Annotated in this window: 15 protein-coding genes; 9 read left to right on the top strand and 6 right to left on the bottom strand. The window is 76.4% G+C overall.

The window, feature by feature from the left end; all coding sequences use genetic code 11:
• Nucleotides 1–138: 138 nt before the first annotated feature.
• Nucleotides 139–939, top strand: coding sequence for an SDR family oxidoreductase (locus tag E0L36_RS09635; RefSeq protein WP_180928399.1), 801 nt, complete (start codon nt 139–141; stop codon nt 937–939).
• 50 nt (nt 940–989) lie between these two features.
• Here E0L36_RS09635 and E0L36_RS09630 read toward each other — a convergent pair whose 3' ends face one another.
• Nucleotides 990–2,006: an RNA polymerase sigma-70 factor gene (locus tag E0L36_RS09630; protein WP_180928398.1), complete on the bottom strand. Its 1,017-nt coding sequence runs from the start codon at nt 2,004–2,006 to the stop codon at nt 990–992.
• Between the two features lie 118 nt (nt 2,007–2,124).
• Here E0L36_RS09630 and E0L36_RS09625 point away from each other — a divergent pair, with 118 nt between their 5' ends.
• The 4 genes from E0L36_RS09625 (at nt 2,125) to E0L36_RS09610 (ending at nt 7,334) form a co-directional block, all read left to right on the top strand.
• Nucleotides 2,125–2,997 (top strand): alpha/beta fold hydrolase, encoded by an 873-nt coding sequence (locus E0L36_RS09625; protein ID WP_374705514.1) that lies wholly within the window; start codon nt 2,125–2,127, stop codon nt 2,995–2,997.
• Nucleotides 2,998–3,279: 282 nt separating this feature from the next.
• The gene (locus E0L36_RS09620; protein WP_180928396.1) at nt 3,280–4,863 is read left to right on the top strand and encodes an alkaline phosphatase; all 1,584 of its coding nucleotides are present in this window, start codon (nt 3,280–3,282) and stop codon (nt 4,861–4,863) included.
• Between the two features lie 24 nt (nt 4,864–4,887).
• Nucleotides 4,888–5,457, top strand: a complete 570-nt coding sequence (locus E0L36_RS09615) for a DUF1990 family protein (RefSeq protein ID WP_180928395.1) — start codon at nt 4,888–4,890, stop codon at nt 5,455–5,457.
• Between the two features lie 167 nt (nt 5,458–5,624).
• Nucleotides 5,625–7,334 (top strand): DUF885 domain-containing protein, encoded by a 1,710-nt coding sequence (locus tag E0L36_RS09610; RefSeq protein ID WP_180928394.1) that lies wholly within the window; start codon nt 5,625–5,627, stop codon nt 7,332–7,334.
• A gap of 73 nt (nt 7,335–7,407) precedes the next feature.
• Here the strand turns inward: E0L36_RS09610 and E0L36_RS09605 are convergent, their stop codons facing one another.
• The 3 genes from E0L36_RS09605 to E0L36_RS09595 form a co-directional block, all read right to left on the bottom strand.
• On the bottom strand, nt 7,408–10,569 hold the full coding sequence (locus tag E0L36_RS09605; protein ID WP_180928393.1) for an AAA family ATPase: 3,162 nt from the start codon (nt 10,567–10,569) through the stop codon (nt 7,408–7,410).
• Nucleotides 10,566–11,744 (bottom strand): exonuclease SbcCD subunit D, encoded by a 1,179-nt coding sequence (locus tag E0L36_RS09600; RefSeq protein WP_180928392.1) that lies wholly within the window; start codon nt 11,742–11,744, stop codon nt 10,566–10,568. The genes E0L36_RS09605 and E0L36_RS09600 overlap by 4 nt, the downstream gene beginning before the upstream one ends.
• A gap of 180 nt (nt 11,745–11,924) precedes the next feature.
• Nucleotides 11,925–12,560 carry a YigZ family protein gene (locus tag E0L36_RS09595; RefSeq protein ID WP_180928391.1) on the bottom strand — a complete coding sequence of 212 codons (636 nt, stop codon included), beginning with the start codon at nt 12,558–12,560 and terminating at the stop codon, nt 11,925–11,927.
• Between the two features lie 285 nt (nt 12,561–12,845).
• On the opposite strand from E0L36_RS09595, the gene E0L36_RS09590 reads away from it, so the two are divergent.
• Both E0L36_RS09590 and E0L36_RS09585 read left to right on the top strand, forming a co-directional pair.
• Entirely contained in the window at nt 12,846–13,313 is a 468-nt protein-coding gene (locus tag E0L36_RS09590) for a YbaK/EbsC family protein (protein ID WP_374705497.1), read from the top strand.
• 55 nt (nt 13,314–13,368) lie between these two features.
• Nucleotides 13,369–13,845, top strand: a complete 477-nt coding sequence (locus tag E0L36_RS09585) for a CoA-binding protein (protein ID WP_180928390.1) — start codon at nt 13,369–13,371, stop codon at nt 13,843–13,845.
• A gap of 48 nt (nt 13,846–13,893) precedes the next feature.
• On the opposite strand, the gene E0L36_RS09580 is transcribed toward E0L36_RS09585, so the two are convergent.
• Nucleotides 13,894–14,466 carry a helix-turn-helix domain-containing protein gene (locus tag E0L36_RS09580; RefSeq protein WP_180928698.1) on the bottom strand — a complete coding sequence of 191 codons (573 nt, stop codon included), beginning with the start codon at nt 14,464–14,466 and terminating at the stop codon, nt 13,894–13,896.
• 111 nt (nt 14,467–14,577) lie between these two features.
• On the opposite strand from E0L36_RS09580, the gene E0L36_RS09575 reads away from it, so the two are divergent.
• Nucleotides 14,578–15,450: a DMT family transporter gene (locus E0L36_RS09575; protein WP_180928389.1), complete on the top strand. Its 873-nt coding sequence runs from the start codon at nt 14,578–14,580 to the stop codon at nt 15,448–15,450.
• An 84-nt stretch (nt 15,451–15,534) separates the two neighbouring features.
• Here E0L36_RS09575 and E0L36_RS09570 read toward each other — a convergent pair whose 3' ends face one another.
• The gene (locus tag E0L36_RS09570; RefSeq protein WP_180928388.1) at nt 15,535–16,332 is read right to left on the bottom strand and encodes an acyltransferase; all 798 of its coding nucleotides are present in this window, start codon (nt 16,330–16,332) and stop codon (nt 15,535–15,537) included.
• A 45-nt stretch (nt 16,333–16,377) separates the two neighbouring features.
• On the opposite strand from E0L36_RS09570, the gene E0L36_RS09565 reads away from it, so the two are divergent.
• On the top strand, nt 16,378–16,977 hold the full coding sequence (locus E0L36_RS09565; protein WP_180928387.1) for a gamma carbonic anhydrase family protein: 600 nt from the start codon (nt 16,378–16,380) through the stop codon (nt 16,975–16,977).
• Nucleotides 16,978–17,027 lie beyond the last annotated feature (50 nt).

Genomic DNA, 17,027 nt, shown 5'->3' with positions numbered 1-17,027 from the left:
CCTCTCCTTGGTCAAGACCAATCGGGGAGGGGCGGCTTGCGCCGTCCCATGTCACCAGCGAAGATCGTCGTTTCGCACGGACCGTCACCGGCGGGGCACCTGGGCCCGTCCGGCGACGCGGGGAGAGGGCGGGGCACCATGGACACGTCGGACGCGGCGCGCACGGACCAGGCGCGGCGGGCGGACCGGGACGCCGCCCCCGTCACCGTGGTGACCGGCGCCAGCCGGGGGATCGGCGCGGCCACCGCGGTGCGGCTGGCCCGGGCGGGACACGACCTCGCCATCGGCTACCAGCGGGCCCGGGCCGCCGCCGAGGAGACCGCAGAGGCGGTGCGGGCGGCTGGCTCCCGCGCCCTGGTCTGCCAGGTCGACACCGCCGACGAGCGGGCGGTCGACACCCTCTTCGACTGGGCGCGGGCCGAACTGGGCCCGGTCACCGGGCTGGTGAACAACGCGGGGATCACCGGGCCGCTGGGACCGTTCACCGAGACCGCGCCGGAGGTGATGCGCCGGGTCGTCGAGGTGAACGTGGTGGGGGCGCTGCTCTGCGCCCGGCGGGCGCTGCGCGAGATGTCCACCCGTCACGGGGGCGAGGGCGGTTCCGTCGTCAACGTCTCCTCCGGCGCGGCCACGCTGGGCGCCCCGGAGGAGTACGTGCACTACGCGGCGAGCAAGGCCGCCGTGGACGCGATGACCGTGGGGCTGGCGAAGGAGTTCGGCCCGCGGGGTGTGCGGGTCAACTCCGTGCAGCCGGGGGTGGTGCGCACCGGGATCCACCGCGAGATGGGCGACCCCACCAGGCCGTGGAAGAAGGCCGAGGTGACGCCGTTGCGGCGGCCGGGAGAGCCGGAGGAGATCGCGAACGCGGTGGCCTGGCTGCTCTCCGACGAGGCGTCGTTCACCACCGGCGCGGTGCTGCGGGTCTCCGGCGGGCTCTGAGCGGGCGGGCCCGCCACGGCGGGCCGACGGTCACCGGCCAGGCGGTGGCGTCACTTTGGGGCCGGGGCGAGGTGGCCGAGCTTGTCCGGGTTGAGCAGCAGGTAGACGTGGCTGACGCGGTCGTCCCGCACCCCGAGGACCATGACGTGCGTGGGTACCCCGTCCCGCGCGGCGAGGACCGCGACCGCGCCGTTGACCTCGGTCAGGGCGAACGTGGCCTGGGCGGCGGCGGTCCCGCCGACCGCGGCGAGGAAGCGGCCGATCTTGTCGGCGGAGACGATCTCCCGGAGCGGGGCCTTGGAGCGGCCGCCGCCGTCGCCCGCCAGCCGGGCGTCGTCGGCGAGCAGGTCGAGGAGCCCGCGCAGGTCACCGCCGGTGGCCGCCGCCAGGAACCGTTCGGTCAGGTCGCGCTGGCGCGCGGGGTCGACGTCGAACCGGGGGGCGCGCTCGTCCACGTGCCGCCGGGCGCGGCCCGCGAGCTGGCGCACCGCCGCCTCGGAGCGTTCCAGCACGGTGGCGATCTCGGCGTGCGGGAAGCCGAACGCCTCGCGCAGCACGAACACCGCGCGCTCCAGCGGGGAGAGCGACTCCAGGACGACCAGCACGGCGAGCGAGACGGACTCGGCCAGCTCCACGCGCCGCGCGCCGTCCGGCACCGGGGCGTTCCAGACGTCGGTCGGCAGCGGCTCGGGCAGCCAGGGGCCGACGTAGGACTCGCGGCGGGCGTTCAGCTGGCGGAGCCGGTCGACGGCGAGCCGGGTCGTGATCCGCACGAGGTAGGCGCGGGGTTCGCGGACGTCCTGACGCTCCGCCCCCGCCCAGCGCAGCCAGGTCTCCTGCACGACGTCCTCGGCGTCGGCGACCCGGCCGAGCATCCGGTAGGCGACGCCGAACAGCAGGCCGCGCTGGTCCTCGAACAGCCGCGCCGCCGCCTCCCCACCCGGTCCGGCCGCCGCGTCCGCCGCCCAGCCCGGGCCAGGCTGGGCGGCGTGGGGTGCGGGGGTGGCCGCGCCGGGCCCGGGGCCCGGGCGGACGGCGTCGTCGTGCCCGGTGGACGTGTCAGCCATGGCGCCATGATGGCAGCCGGGAGCGGGGCGCGGTCGGTGGGGTTCCCTGGCCGGGGCGGTGCTGACATCGTGTCGACGAGCAGGCGTGCACCGACCCCGGGAGCTGACCGTGTCCGCGATAGCCGTGCCCCAAGTCCCCGTCCGTGAGACCGCGTCCAGGGTGCGGGTGACCTCCTCCGACGCCCCGGACGCCCCCGCCTTCGAGGTCCGCTACGAACGCCGGGGCGAGGGGGAGCCGGTGGTGCTGCTGCACGGGATCGGGCACCACTGGCAGGCGTGGGAGCCGGTGCTGAGCGTGCTGTCCGCCTCGCACGAGGTGATCGCGGTGGATCTGCCGGGGTTCGGCACGTCCCCCGCGCTGCCGGACGGGGTCCCGTACGCGCTGGACAGCGTGGTGCCGCTGCTGGCGCGGACGCTCGCGGCGCTGGAGGTCGAACGGCCGCACCTGGTGGGCAACTCGCTCGGTGGGCTGCTCGCGCTGGAGCTGGCCGGGCTCGGGCACGCGCGGTCGGTGACGGCCCTCTCCCCCGCCGGGTTCTGGACGGAGCCGGAGCGCCGCTACGCCTTCGGGGTGCTGCGGGGCATGCGGGCGGGCGCGCGGGCGCTGCCCGATCCACTGCTGCGGCTGCTGGCAAGGAGCGCCGCCGGGCGTACCGCGCTCACCAGCACCATCTACGCGCGGCCCGGGCGCCGTTCGCCGGACGCCGTGGTCGCCGAGACCCGGGCGCTGCGGGCGGCGGAGGGGTTCGCGCCGGTGCTGGCCGAGGGGCGTCTGCCCCGGTCGCTCTTCCGCCGCGACCTCCCGGACGTCCCGGTGACCGTCGCCTGGGGCGACCGGGACCGGCTGCTGCTCCGCCGTCAGGGCGCGCGGGCGAAGCGGGTGATCCCCGGCGCGCGGCTGGTGCGGCTGCGCGACTGCGGTCACGTGCCGATGAACGACGATCCCGCCTCGGTCGCGCGGGTGGTGCTCGACACCGTCCGCGCGGGCTGACCGCCCGTCAGGCGCGGGGCGTCCGGGTGGGGCGGCGCGGGACACCGGAGCGACGGCCCGCGTTCACCTCGTCCTGGCCCGCCCGTCGCGCGGGCCGTGATCAATGGGAGGCGACCGGCACCGTCCGGACGGGTGCGCGATCGCCGCGATCTCCGTACGCTACGCGCGTCCCCCCTCCGGGGTGGCGCTCGCGGGTGCCGCTCCGCCCGGCGGGACACGGCGGAGCGCCACGCGCGGCCCGCCGTGCCCGAGCCCGTTCCACCGCCACCGAGGAGGCCGTACATGACGCGAGGCGCCACCCCCAGCAGACCCCCTGGCCGCCGGGCACTGCTCCGCGGCACGGTCGCCGCCTCGGCGGTGCTCTCCGCCCCGCTGCTCACCGCGGCCGCCCCGGCGCAGCTGCTGCGCGGCCGTCCGCGTGCCCGGTGGGGCGTCCAGACGGGCGATGTCACCACCTCCTCCGGGCTGGTGTGGGTCCGGTCGGACCGGCCCGCGCGGATGGTGGTGGAGACCTCGGCCACCGAGTCGTTCCGCCACCCGCGCCGCTGGGAGGGCCCGTTGGTGGGCCCGGAGACCGACTTCACCGGACGCGCGGCGCTGCGCGGGCTGCCCGCCGGGGAGCGGGTCCACTACCGCGTCACGCTGTCCGACCCGGACGACCCGCGGCGCACCGGGGAGCCGGTGTACGGCAGCTTCCGCACGGCGCCCGCGCGGCGCCGGGACGGTGTGCGGTTCCTGTGGTCGGGCGATCTGGCGGGGCAGGGCTGGGGCATCAACCCGGACCGGGGCGGCTTCCCGATCTTCCGGGAGATGCTCCGTCTCGACCCCGACTTCTTCCTCAACAGCGGGGACACCATCTACGCCGACGGGCCGATCGAGCCCGAGGTGCCGCTGCCGGACGGCTCGGTGTGGCGGAACGTCACCACGGAGGAGAAGGCGCGGGTGGCGCAGACGCTGGACCAGTTCCGCGGCAACCACCGGTACAACCTGCTGGACGAGCAGCTGCGGAGGTTCAACGCGCGGGTGCCGGTGGTGGCCCAGTGGGACGACCACGAGGTGGTCAACAACTGGTATCCGGGCGAGATCCTGGACGACGAGCGGTACACCGTGAAGGACGTGGACACCCTGGCGGCCCGCTCCCGCCGTGCCTTCGGGGAGTACTTCCCGATCAGCACCCTCCCCCCGGGCGACGAGGACGGGCGGGTCTACCGGGTGGTGCGCCACGGCCCGCTGCTGGACGTCTTCGTGCTGGACATGCGGACCTATCGGAACGCCAACTCGCCCGGGCGGCAGACCCCGGACCCCCAGGGCATTCTCGGGGAACGGCAACTGAGGTGGCTCAAGCGGGAGTTGTCCCGCTCCCGCGCGGTGTGGAAGGTGATCGCCGCCGACATGCCGCTCGGGCTGGTGGTGCCGGACGGCGACACGGACGTCGAGGCCGTCGCGCAGGGCGACCCCGGGGCTCCGCTGGGCCGCGAACTCCAGGTGGCCGAGGTGCTGCGGCACATCAAGCACCGGCGGATCACCGGCACCCTCTGGCTGACCACGGACGTGCACTACACCAGCGCGCAGCACTACGACCCGTCCCGGGCCGGGTTCACCGACTTCGCGCCGTTCTGGGAGTTCGTCTCCGGGCCGCTGAACGCGGGCGGTTTCCCCGCGCTGGAGCTGGACGGCACCTTCGGCCCTGAGACCCGGTTCATCCGGGCTCCGGGGGAGGCCAACACCCCGCCGGGGCCGGACAGTTCGTACTTCGGCCAGGTGGACGTCGACGGGGCGAGCGGCGAGCTGACGGTGCGGCTGCGCACCGAGGGCGGCGACGTCCTGTTCCGTCAGACCCTCCAGCCCGGCCGAGTGGGCCAGTGACCCGGTGAGCCATACTCGGCCGGTGTGAACGACGACGTCCTCCGCGAGCACCGCGCCGCCGACCCGGCGGAGCCCGCCCTCACCTACCCGGCGGACTCCGTCGGGGCCACCGCCCCCGGCAGCGACCGGCGGCCGCCCCGGGGCTACTCCACCCTGTGGGTGCGCACCCGGCTCGGCACGGGGGAGGCCGTCTTCCGCGCGGCCTCCCGGGCGCTGCGGGAGTGGCGGATGCACCGCGCGATGGGCGTCGCGGTGGACGCGGAGGCGCCGCGCGCGGCCACCGGCACCCGGGTCACGGTCGGGCTGGGCGTGGCCCGTCTGCGGGTGCGCGGCCCGTGCCGGGTGGTGTGGACGCTGGACGGCGAACGGCGGGCGGGCTGGGCCTACGGCACGCTGCCCGGGCACCCGGAGCGCGGCGAGGAGGGCTTCCTCGTCACCCACCGGGCGGACGGCACGGTCTGGCTGGAGGTGCGCGCGTTCAGCGTGCCCGGCGTCTGGTGGACGCGCGCCGCCGGTCCGCTGGTACGGCTCTTCCAGCGGCTGTACGCCCGCCGCTGCGGCCAGGTGCTGCGGCGCCTCGCCCGGCGGCCGTGAGCGCGTGGTGACGGCCCGGCCGCCCCGTCCCCGCCGCGCGCCAGCCCACCGGCGCCGCCGTCCGGCACGGTTCAACTCCCCAGCGGGCACCGGTCGTTCGGGTCCCGGCCCAGCCACGTGCGGCAGCCTGGTGACGCCGGGCTACCTCGCGTACCAGGATGGACCGCATGTCCGAAGCCATGAATGCCGCGCGACTGCCGCGCCAGGTCGCTGACGCCTACGTCGACGCCGTCGTCGAACTCGACCCCATCACCGGAACCTACCTCGGCGTGCCCGAGAGCAACGGGCTGCTGCCCGACTACTCCCCCGCCGGGCAGGAGGCGACGGCGGAGCTGGTCCGGGAGACCCTGACGCGGCTGACCGCCGCCGAGGCGCTGCCCGGAGCCGACCGCGACGAGGAGCGGCGCTGCGCCCGGCTGCTCCGCGAGCGGCTGACGGCGGAACTCGCCGTGCACGAGGCGGGCGAGGGCCTGCGCTCGGTCAACAACCTCGGCTGCCCCGTGCACGCGGTGCGCGGGGTGTTCCCGATGATGCCGTCCGAGACGGAGGAGGACTGGGCGGTGATCGCGCGGCGGATGCGCGCGGTGCCCGCGACGCTGGAGGGCTACCGGGCCGCGCTCGCCGAGGGGCTGGAGCGCGGGCTGCCCGCCGGGCCGCGCCAGGTCGCCACCCTGCTGGAACAGCTCGGCGAGTGGATCGGCGAGGGCACCGGAGGCGAGACGGCCGCGGACGGCTGGTTCGCCGCCTTCGCCGCGGACGGCCCGGACACGCTCCTCGCCGAGCTGGACGCGGCGGCGGCGGAGGCCACCGGCGCGGTCCGCGCGCTCCGCGACTGGCTGCGGGACGTGTACGCGCCCGGCGTCGAGGGCGCCCCCGAGACGGTGGGGCGGGAGCGCTACGCGCGGTGGGCACGCTACTGGAACGGCGCCGACCTCGACCTGGAGGAGGCGTACGGCTACGGCTGGGCGGAGTTCCACCGGATCCTCGGCGAGATGCGCACCGAGGCGGCGAAGATCATGCCGGGGGTGGAGAACCCCTGGGAGGTGCTGCGGCGGCTGGACACCGAGGGCCAGACCGTCGAGGGCGTGGACGCGGTCCGCGAGTGGCTCCAGAGCCTGATGGACGAGGCCATCACGGAACTCGACGGCACCCACTTCGAACTGGCCGAGCCCGTCCGGCGGGTGGAGTCGCGCATCGCCCCGCCCGGCAGCGCCGCCGCCCCCTACTACACCCAGCCCTCGCTGGACTTCTCCCGGCCGGGCCGCACCTGGCTACCCGTCCAGGGCGAGACCAGCTTCCCCGTCTACGACCTGGTCACGACCTGGTACCACGAGGGGGTGCCGGGCCACCACCTCCAGCTGGCGCAGTGGACGTACGTCGCCGAGCGGCTCTCCCGCTACCAGACGACGATCGGCATGGTCAGCGCCAACGCGGAGGGCTGGGCACTGTACGCGGAGCGGCTCATGGACGAGCTGGGCTACCTCACCGACCCCGAACGGCGCCTGGGGTACCTGGACGCGCAGATGATGCGCTCGACCCGGATCATCGTCGACATCGGCATGCACCTCGGGCTGGAGATCCCGGAGCACTCGCCCTTCCACCCGGGCGAGCGGTGGACGCCGGAGCTGGCGCAGGAGTTCTTCGGCCAGCACAGCGGGCGGCCCGCCAGCTTCGTGGAGAGCGAACTCGTCCGCTACCTGGGCCTCCCCGGCCAGGCGATCGGCTACAAGCTCGGCGAACGGGCCTGGCTGCGCGGGCGCGAGGCCGCCCGCGCGGCACACGGTGACGCCTTCGACGCGAAGTCCTGGCACATGGCGGCCCTCTCCCAGGGCTCCCTCGGCCTGGACGACCTGGAGGCCGAACTGTCCGCTCTCTGAGCGGCCTCGCCCGGGCCGTGCGCGTCCCACCCCCGTGGGGACGCGCACGGCCGGGGCCGCCCCCGACGGGCGCTCAGCTCCCGTCGGGGGCGGTTCGGTGGCGCAGCCCGGAGCCCCGGCGGGCCTTGGTGACCTCCAGCCGGGCGGGGATCCGCTGGCGCAGCTCGGGCACGTGGCTCACGATGCCGACACAGCGGTCCCGCTCGCGCAGGGCGTCCAGCACGTCGAGGACCTCGTCCAGCGTCTCGGCGTCCAGGCTGCCGAAGCCCTCGTCCACGAAGAGGGTGTCCAGCCGGGTGCCGCCCGCCTCGTCGGCCACGACGTCCGCGAGCCCGAGGGCGAGGGCGAGCGAGGCGAAGAAGGTCTCGCCACCGGAGAGCGTCGCGGTGTCCCGCTCCGCGCCCGTCCAGGCGTCGATGACGTGCAGGCCCAGCCCGGAACGCGCCCGCCCGCTGATGCGGTCGGAGTGGACGAGGGAGTACCGGCCGGTGGACATCCGCGCCAGCCGCTCCGACGCGGCCGCCGCCACCTGCTCCAGCCGGGCGGCCAGCACGTACGACTCCAGCCGCATCTTCCGCTCGTTCTCCGCCGAGGTGCCCGCCGCCAGACCGGAGAGCCGCGACACGCGGTCGCTGGCGACGCGCAGCGGGGCGAGCCGCCGGGCGTCGCCCGTCGACTGACGGCTGAGCCGGTCCAGTTCGGCGCAGCGGGTGCGGGCCGCCTCTCCGGCGGCCGAGGCGGCCCGCAGCCGGGCCGTCGCCGCCTCCAGCGCGTCCCGCGCCTCCGCCAGCCGGGCCGGGGGGACGGCCGCCGCCCCCGCCAGGTCCGGATCCGCCAACTCGGCGGCGACCGCGGCCTCCTCGGCGCGCCGCCGGTCCAGCCGCTCCGCCAGGTCCCGCTGCTCCGGCTCGCCGAGCACGGCGGCCTCCGCCTCCGCCGCCGAGCCGAACCCGGCCCGCGTCACGGCTCCGGCGAGCTGCTCCGCCGCGTCGTCCCGGCGCCGCTCCGCGGCGTGGGCGAGGCGCACCGCCTCCGCCACGGCCGCGCACCGCTCCGCGCGGCGCTCCAGCGCGGCGGCGCGCTCGGCCACGCTGGCCGCCCCGCCGCGCGCCTGCCGCAACTCACCCTCCAGGGCGAGCTGTTCACGCTGGAGGGTCTCCCGCCGGGAGGCGCGGGCCGCGGTGCGGCGCTCGGCCGCGCCCTGCTGGGCGAGCCGTTCGGCGTGCTCCCGCTCGGCGGACTCCAGGGCCTCCCGGGCGGCGTGCGCCCCGGACGCCTCGGCGTGCGCGGCGGCGTGGGCCGACTCCAACTCGGCGACGTCCGCGGCGAGTTCGGCCAGCGGGGCGTCACCGGCCGCGGCGCGCGCCCCGGACAGCGTCTCCCGCAGCTCGGCGTGGCGCCGCTCGGCCTCCTCGCGCAGCTTCTCCGCGCGCTGGTACGCGGCCAGCGCCTCGTCCTCGGTGGCGCGGTCGACGTGGTCGGCCGAGGCGCGCGCCGGGTCGGGGTGCCGGGTGGAGCCGCAGACCGCGCAGGCCGACCCGGGCTCCAGCCCCGCGGCCAGCTCGGCGGCGACGCCGCGCAGCCGCCGCTCCCGGAGGTCCAGCCAGTGCTCCCGCGCGGCGGCGGACTCCTCCCGGGCGCCGGGCAGTTCCCGCTCGGCCTCCTCGGTGGCGGCCCGGGCGGCGTCCCGCCGTTCCCCGGCGGCGAGCCGGTCGCGGGCCGGGGCGAGGCGGCCCGCCAGGTGCTCGGCCCGGGTGGCCGCCTCCTGCGCTCCGTCGACCCGGCGGAGCAGGGCGTGCCGTCGGGCCTCCCAGCCCTCCAGCCACTCCCCCGCCTCCCGCAGCAGGCTCTCGTCCTCGCGGCCCTCCCGCTCCAGGCGTGCCGACTCCTCCGCTGTCTCGGCGCACCGCCGCTCGGCCCGGCGCGCCCCGGCGAGGGCGCCCAGTTCCTGCCGGGCGGCGCGTTCCCAGGCGGCCAGCGCGTCCGGATCAGGCCGCGGCGGCTCCCCTGACGGCCCGTCGGGCGCGGGCGTGGCGGGGGTGGTCCCGTCGGCACCGCCGTCCGGCACGGTCCCCTCGGCGGTCAGGGACCGCCAGCCGCGCCGGGCCGCCGCCCGGGCGGCGGTGTGCTCCGCCTCGGCGGCGGAGCGCAGGCGGAGCAGCGGGATCACGGTTCCGGCGGCGCGCGCGGACGCCAACCGCCGCTCGGCGCGCTCGCGTTCGGGGGCGGTGTCGCGCAGTTCGGCGGCGCGGCGGGACGCCTCGGCGTACCGCCGCTGGCGGCGGTCGAGTTCGCCGGCCTCGTCCAGGTGGTGGGCGGCGGCGCGGTGCGCGTCCTCGGCGGTGCGCACCGCGACGCCGGTGACCGTGTGCCACTCGCGGGCCTGTTCCCGGGCGCGCGCGGCCCACTCCAGCACCGCTTCCGCCAGGCCGGGGGCTCCCGGGGTGGTGGCGGCGCCCGTCGTGGCCGCCGCCTTCCGGGTGCGGCGCTGGCCGGGCAGCGGGTCGCCGCCGGGCTGGGCCAGCTCGGCGCCGGGCGGGGGGCCGGCGACACTGAGCGGTTCCATCGCCTGCCGCATGCGCTGGGCGAGCGCGAGTAGCGCCTCGTCTCCGCCGCGCACCCGCTGCTGGGCCTCCCGGCGCATGTCGTGCAGCCGCTCCTCGACGGCGCTGAAGCGCCCGGTGTCGAACAGCCGCCCCAGGAGCTTGCCGCGCTCCTCGGCGCCCGCGCGCAGGAACCGCGCGAAGTCCCCCTGCGGCAACAGGACGACCTGGCAGAACTGTTCGCGGTTCATACCGAGGAGCTGCTCGATCTCCCCGCCGATCTCCTGGTGGGAGCGGCTGAGCGGCTGCCACTCACCGGTGCGCGGGTCGAGTTCGCGCAGCTGGGAGACGGCCTTCTCCCGGGTCGTGCCGCCGCCGCGCTTTCTGGGGCGGGGCTGGTCGGGGGCGCGGGTGAGTTCCAGCCGGCGTCCGGCGACGGAGAACTCCAGCACCACCCGGGTCGGGACGTGCGGGTCGGCGTGGTCGCTGCGGAGGCTGCCGCCGGGCTGCTGGCGGGCTCCGGGGACGCCGCCGTACAGGGCGTAGCAGACCGCGTCGAGCACGGAGGTCTTGCCCGCGCCGGTGGCGCCGTGCAGCAGGAACAGCCCGGCGGCGGAGAGGGCGTCGAAGTCCACCCGCTGCCGCCCGCCGAACGGCCCGAACGCGGTGAGTTCGAGGTGGTGCAGCCTCACCGCCCCGCCCCCTCGGTCTCGGCGGCCGCCACCCGGACGGCGTCCAGCGCCTCGCCGAGCAGGGCGCGTTCGGCGTCGTCGGCGTCCCGGCCGGTGCGGACGTGGGCCACGAAGTCCTCGGCGATCTGCTGGTCGGTGCGGCCGCGCAGCCGCCGCGCGTAGGAGCCCGGGCCGCCCTCGGTGTCCTCCGCGGGGTCGAAGACGATGCTCACCACGTGCGGGAAGCGCTTCTCCAGCCGGGCCATCGGCTCGTACGGCCGGGCGGTGTCGGTGAGCGTCGCCTCCACCCAGCTCTCGGTGTACGGGGCGAAGCGCGGGTCCTCCAGCAGTTCCTCCAGGGTTCCGCTGAGCCGGGCCAGCCGCCGCGGCACCGGGCAGTCGACCCGCTCGGCGGTGACGGCCCCCCGCGCGTCGAGGTCGACCAGCCAGTGCGACTTGCGGTGGCGGCTCTCCGAGAAGGAGTACGCGAGGGGGGAGCCGGAGTACCGCACCCGCTCGGTGAGCGCCTGCGCGCCGTGCAGGTGACCGAGGGCGGCGTAGTCGACGCCGTCGAACACCGAGACCGGGACGGAGGCGACGCCGCCCGCGGTGATGTCCCGTTCGCTGGCGGAGCTCTCGCCGCCGGTGACGAAGGCGTGCGCGAGGACGACCGAGCGGGTGCCCTCCGGGCGGGCGGCGAGGTCGGCCCGCACCCGGCGCATCGCGGCGGTCAGCACCGCCTGGTGGCCGCCGCGCGGGGCCCCGAGCGCGGCGCGGGCCAACGCGGGCTCCAGGTAGGGCAGTCCGTAGCAGGCGACGTCGCCGCCCCCGCCGGAGCGGTCGGGGAGCAGGACGGGGGTGCCGCAGCTCTCCGGGGTGGTGCGCAGGTGGATGCCCGCCTTGCCGAGCGGGCCGGAGCCGACTCCGAGCCGCCGGGGGGAGTCGTGGTTCCCGGAGATGATCACCACCGGGACCTCCAGCTCGGCCAGCCGGTGCAGCGCCTCGTCGAACAGGTCGACGGCGGAGAGCGGGGGGACGGCGCGGTCGTAGACGTCGCCGGCGACGAGGACGGCGTCGACCTGGCGTTCCACGACCGTGGTCACCAGGTGGTCCAGGACCGCGCGCTGGGCCTCCAGCAGACTCATCCGGTGGAAGCTCCGCCCCAGATGCCAGTCCGAGGTGTGCAGCAATCTCAACGCGCCACTCCTGCCCGCGGGTTCGTCGGTGTCCGGTGTGTCTGTGTGTCTGGTGTGTCGAGTGGGCGACGCGGTTCCGCCGGGGACGCGTCCCACCGGCAGCGAGGATCTCAGCGACCACTGACAACCCGGCCGCCCCGCCCCACGCCCCGTCCGCGCGCCCGCCGTCGGGGGACCGGATCAGGCGGGGTGGTACAGCTCACCGCCGACGTCGACGCGGGCGCTGCCCGCCGTGGCGTCGGCCACCCGGGCCCGGAAGGCGTCCAGTTCGGCCTCCGGAACGCCGACCTCCAGCGCCACCTCGGCGCCGTACCGCACGTCGAGCACCGGGTAGGCGCCGCCGCGCAGCTCGTTCTCCAGGCGCCCGGCCCGCTGGTGGTCGGTGACGACGGTGAGGCGCCGGTAGCGGCGCCGGGCGACGGTGCCGAGCGCGTCGAGCGCCTCGCCCACCACGCCGCCGTAGGCGCGGATCAGTCCGCCCGCGCCCAGCTTGGTGCCGCCGAAGTACCGCGTGACGACGGCCACCACGCCGGTGACCCCACGGCGGGTGAGCATGTGCAGCATCGGCACCCCGGCCGTGCCGCCCGGCTCGCCGTCGTCACTCGCCTTCCGCGTCGAGCTGTCGGCACCCAGGACGTAGGCGTAGCAGTGGTGGCTGGCCGTGGGGTGCTCGGCCCGGATCCGGGCGACGAACGCCAGCGCCTCGTCCTCGTCGCCCGCCGGGGCGAGGGAGCACAGGAAACGGGAGCGGCTGATCTCCGTCTCGTGCGCGCCCTCGCGTTCGACGGTCAGGTACTGGTCCCGGTCTTCCCGCATCCGCCCAGCCTACGGTGTGCTCCCCACACCCCGGGGCCGGGCGGGGCACCGGCGGGCGGGCCGCTGACCAGAGGTGACACGGGTAGGGTGCGGTTCCGGGGCCGAACTGGACGCCTTCCGGGCCGGGGTGGCCGACGGCACGGCGGGCGGCTGGTGAGGCGCCGGTGCCCCTGGCCCCGGCGATCCCGCCGCGCACGCGCGGTCCGGAACCCGCATCCCGCCCGCCGGGCCCGGCGCGTGAGGGCGAGCCTCGCGCGTGAGGCCCCCGTCAACCCTGGAGCCGCCGTGCAGTCCGCGATGGAACGCGTCCGCACCGCCCTGACCGCGCTCGGTCACCCCGGTGACCTCGTCGAACTGCCCAGCCCGGCGCGGACGGCGGCGTCCGCCGCCGAGCAGCTGTCCTGCCCGGTCGGCGCGATCGCCAACAGCCTGGTGTTCGAGGCGGAGGCACGGCCGGTGCTGATCGTGGCGAGCGGAGCGCACCGGGTGGACACGGCGACGGCGGCGCGGCGGCTGGGCGTCGGCGAACTGCGGCGCGCCACACCCGAGTTCGTGCTGGACGCGACGGGGCAGCGGGTCGGCGGCGTCGCCCCGCTCGGCCACCCCGCCCCGCTGCCCACCCTGGTGGACACCGCACTGTCCGGGCACCCGGAGGTGTGGGCCGGGGCGGGCGTCCCGCACGCGCTGTTCCGTACCACCTTCGACGATCTGCTCCGCCTCACCGGCGGTGCGGCCGCCACGGTGGGCGGCTGAGGGTCGGTCGCGGCGGCGCCGGGAATCCGGAACGCCGGACAGGCGTTGTCCCGGCATGAACGGAACGAGTGGAACACACGGCACGCCCGGCCCGGACGCCCCGGGCGGCGGCTCCGGGCGCGACGCGGACAGCGTCGACGCGACCGTCCGCCGGATCCTGACCGAGACCGGGAACACCTGGGCGGTCGTCGGCCTGTCCGCCAACCAGGAGCGCCCGGCCTACGGGGTAGCGCGCGTGCTGCGGGAGGCCGGGAAGCGGGTGGTGCCGGTGCACCCCCGGGCCGAACCGGTCTTCGGGGAGCCGGGGTACCGGTCGCTGGCGGAGGTGCCCTTCCCGGTGGACGTGGTGGACGTCTTCGTCCATCCCGCGTGGGCCGGGGAGGTGGCGGACGAGGCGGTGCGCGCGGGGGCCTCCGCCGTCTGGTTCCAGCTGGACGTGGTGGACGAGGCCGCCTACGCGCGCACCACCGCCGCCGGACTCGACATGGTGATGGACCGCTGTCCCGCGATCGAACTCCCCCGCCTGGGCTGAGCCCCGGCGCCGGGCCGCCGGCGGGGGCCCGGCCACGCGGGGTGTGTCTCAGCGGGGCGCGGGGACGTTGACCGCCATCGTCACCTCGACGGCGGCGGCGCCGTCGTTGCGGTAGCCGTGCGGTACGTCGGCCTCCAGGTAGGCCGACGTACCGGCCGCGAGCAGATGGTCCCCACCGTGCGCCGAGAGGGTCAACTCACCCTCGGTGACGTACAGCAGCTCCACGGTGCCCGGGGGGTGCGGGTCGGAGGTGCTGGACTCCCCCGGCTCCAGGCGCCACCGCCACAGCTCCAGCGGCCCGGGGGCCTCGGCCCCCACCAGCAGGGTGCTGTGGCTGCCGGACTCGGTAGACCAGAGCCGCACCGCCTCCCGTGCGGGGACGAGCCGCACCGGGGGCTCGCGCTCGTGGTCGAGCAGCGTGGTGACGCTCACCCCGAGCGCGTCACCGACCTTGACGACCGTGCCCACGCTGGGGTTCGTCCGGGCCTGCTCGATCTGGATGAGCATGCCCCGGCTGACGCCGGAGCGCGCGGCGAGGGCGTCCAGGCTGTACCCGCGCTCGGTCCGCAGGCGTTTGAGGTTGCGCGCGAGGGACTGCGAGAACTGGTCGAGGTCCGTCACGGTCTGCCGCACCGTCCAATATCTTTGATGACACCGTTCACTTCACTGCACTATTGTGCACTGTCGTGCGCCCGTCCGGGCCCACGCACTGTACTGCCGGGGAGCCCGTCCATGACCGCTGCGTTCGCGTTGGCCACCAGTCTGCTGTGGGGCCTCTCCGACTTCGGGGGCGGCCTGCTGAGCAAGCGGATGCGCGAACTGACCGTGGTGGTCGTCTCGCAGGCCGCCGCGCTGCTGGTGCTCGCGGTGATCGTGCTCGCCACCGGCGCCTGGTCGGAGGCGACGCCCCAACTGGTGTGGTGCGCGGTGGCCGCCGGGGCCGTCGGCCCGGTGGCGATGCTCTGCTTCTACCGGGCGCTGGCGCTCGGCCCGATGGGCGTCGTGTCGCCGCTGGCCACGCTGGGCACCGTCGCGGTGCCACTGGGCGTCGGCATGGCGCTGCACGGCGAACGGCCGGGCTGGGTCCAGGTGGTGGGCACCCTGGTGGCGGTGGTGGGGGTCGTGCTGGCCGGGGGCGCCCAGCTGCGCGGGGCCCCGGTCCAGCGCCAGACCGTCGCGCTGACCCTCGTCGCCGCCTTCGGCTTCGGCGCGACGATCACCCTGATCGCCGAGGCGTCCACCACCGTGCTGGGGCTGTTCCTGGCGCTCTTCCTCCAGCGCGCGGTCAACGTGCTGGTGGGTGGTGGGGCGCTGCTGGCCTCCTTGGGGCGGGGGACGCCCGCCCTTCCGGAGGGCGGATGGCGCGCGGTCTGGGTGGCGATGCCCACGCTCACCTTCGTCGGCCTGGCGGACGTCGCCGCGAACGGCACGTACGCGGTGGCCGCGCAACACGGCCCGGTCACGGTCGCCGCGGTGCTCGCCTCCCTCTACCCGATAGTCACCGCGCTCGCCGCCCGCGGGGTGCTGAGCGAACGGATGCGGCCACCGCAGACGACGGGGGCGGCGCTGGCGCTGGTCGGCAGCGTGCTGCTGGCCTCGGGCTGAACGGCGGGCACCCGGCCCGCCGTTCGCGCCCACGGATCGTCGACCCCGGCTGCCCCGGTCGACCGCGAGGGGCCGCGGCCGGTCTCAGGCGCCGGAGCGTTCCCCGGGCGGGGTGAGGTCGCGCAGCTGCCGGGCGGTGACCCCGTCCGGCACGGGCGCCGGTGGCGGTGTGCGCAGCGGTGGCCGCCAGCCCTCCGCCGGGTCCCAGCGGCGCACGATCCGGGCGGGCGCCCCGGCGACCACCGCGTGGTCCGGGACCTCGCCGCGCACCACCGACCCCGCCGCCACCACCACGTTCCGCCCCAGCCGTGCTCCGGGCAGCACCACCGCCCCGGCGCCCAGCCAGCCGCCCGGGCCGATCTCCACGGGCGCGCTGCGCGGCCACTGCTTGCCGACCGGCTGCTCCGGGTCGTCGTACGAGTGGTTGGTGGAGGTCACGTAGCAGTAGGGCCCGAAGTAGGTGTCGTCGCCCACGGTCACCCGGGCGTCGGCGACCAGGTGGCTGCCCCGGCCGAGCACCACACCGTTGCCCAGCCGCAGCACGGTGTCGGCGCCGAGGTCGAGGTCCGGCATCATCCCGGCGGTCAGCGTCACGTCCTGCCCTATGACGCAGTGGTCGCCCAGCTCTATCCAGGGCGCCCCGAAGATCGTCCCCTGCGGGAAGGCGATCCGGGTGCCGTGCCCGATCCGCCGGAACGCGTGCGACCCCGGGCGCGCGGCGGTGAGGGCGCCGTGGCGCTGGGCCTGACGCCAGGCGCCGTGCACCGCGCGCGAGGCCAGCGCGGACAGGAGGTCGCGGATCGGGGACACCGAGCCACCGTACTGCGCCACCCCGGGCCGAACGGCCCCCGGGCACTGTGATCTTCGGCGTCCGCATCGCATACGGTTTCCGGGAAGTGGCATCCACCAGAGAGATGAGGCGGCGCTATGTCCGGGCAGCAAGCGGTGGTCGCGGCGGTCGGTGACCGGAAGCCGCGAATCGAGCACGGGGTCTTCACCGCGCCGACGTCCGTGGTGGTGGGCGACGTGACGCTACGGGCCGGGTCGAGCGTCTGGTACGGCGCGGTCCTGCGCGGCGACTGCGACAGCATCACCCTGGGAGCGGACTCCAACATCCAGGACAACTGCACCGTCCACGCCGACCCGGGGTTCCCCGCGACGGTCGGCGAGCGGGTGTCCGTCGGGCACAACGCCGTGCTGCACGGCTGCGCGGTGGAGGACGACGTACTGGTCGGCATGGGCGCCACGGTGCTCAACGGGGCGACGATCGGGGCGGGTTCGCTGATCGCCGCGCAGGCCCTCGTCCCGCAGGGCATGCGCGTGCCACCCGGTTCGCTGGTCGCCGGGGTTCCGGCGAAGGTGAAGCGGGAGCTGACGGAGGAGGAGCGGGAGGGCATCCGGGCGAACGCGGCGATGTACCGCGAACTCGCCCGGGGCCACCGGGAGACGCTGACCCCCGTGCCGGTACCCGCGTCCGCGCCGGACGCCCCGGAGAGCGCTCCCGGCGAGGACGCGACGGAGGGCTGAGCCCGCTCCCCGGGGCGCCGCCCCTCGGGGCGGCGCCCCGGGAGGGGGCC

It is taken from the genome of Streptomyces sp. AJS327 (assembly GCF_013450295.1).
GTDB lineage: Bacteria > Actinomycetota > Actinomycetes > Streptomycetales > Streptomycetaceae > Streptomyces.
This window is presented reverse-complemented; position numbering and strand designations above follow the sequence as displayed.

Bases quoted from the DNA above. Each gene is read 5' to 3' on its own strand.
- E0L36_RS09585 (WP_180928390.1), top strand. From the start codon at position 13,369: ATGAACGGAACGAGTGGAACACACGGCACGCCCGGCCCGGACGCCCCG.
- E0L36_RS09610 (WP_180928394.1), top strand. From the start codon at position 5,625: ATGTCCGAAGCCATGAATGCCGCGCGACTGCCGCGCCAGGTCGCTGAC.
- E0L36_RS09595 (WP_180928391.1), bottom strand. From the start codon at position 12,560: ATGCGGGAAGACCGGGACCAGTACCTGACCGTCGAACGCGAGGGCGCG.
- E0L36_RS09570 (WP_180928388.1), bottom strand. From the start codon at position 16,332: ATGCGATGCGGACGCCGAAGATCACAGTGCCCGGGGGCCGTTCGGCCC.
- E0L36_RS09630 (WP_180928398.1), bottom strand. From the start codon at position 2,006: ATGGCTGACACGTCCACCGGGCACGACGACGCCGTCCGCCCGGGCCCC.
- E0L36_RS09620 (WP_180928396.1), top strand. From the start codon at position 3,280: ATGACGCGAGGCGCCACCCCCAGCAGACCCCCTGGCCGCCGGGCACTG.
- E0L36_RS09575 (WP_180928389.1), top strand. From the start codon at position 14,578: ATGACCGCTGCGTTCGCGTTGGCCACCAGTCTGCTGTGGGGCCTCTCC.
- E0L36_RS09635 (WP_180928399.1), top strand. From the start codon at position 139: ATGGACACGTCGGACGCGGCGCGCACGGACCAGGCGCGGCGGGCGGAC.
- E0L36_RS09565 (WP_180928387.1), top strand. From the start codon at position 16,378: ATGTCCGGGCAGCAAGCGGTGGTCGCGGCGGTCGGTGACCGGAAGCCG.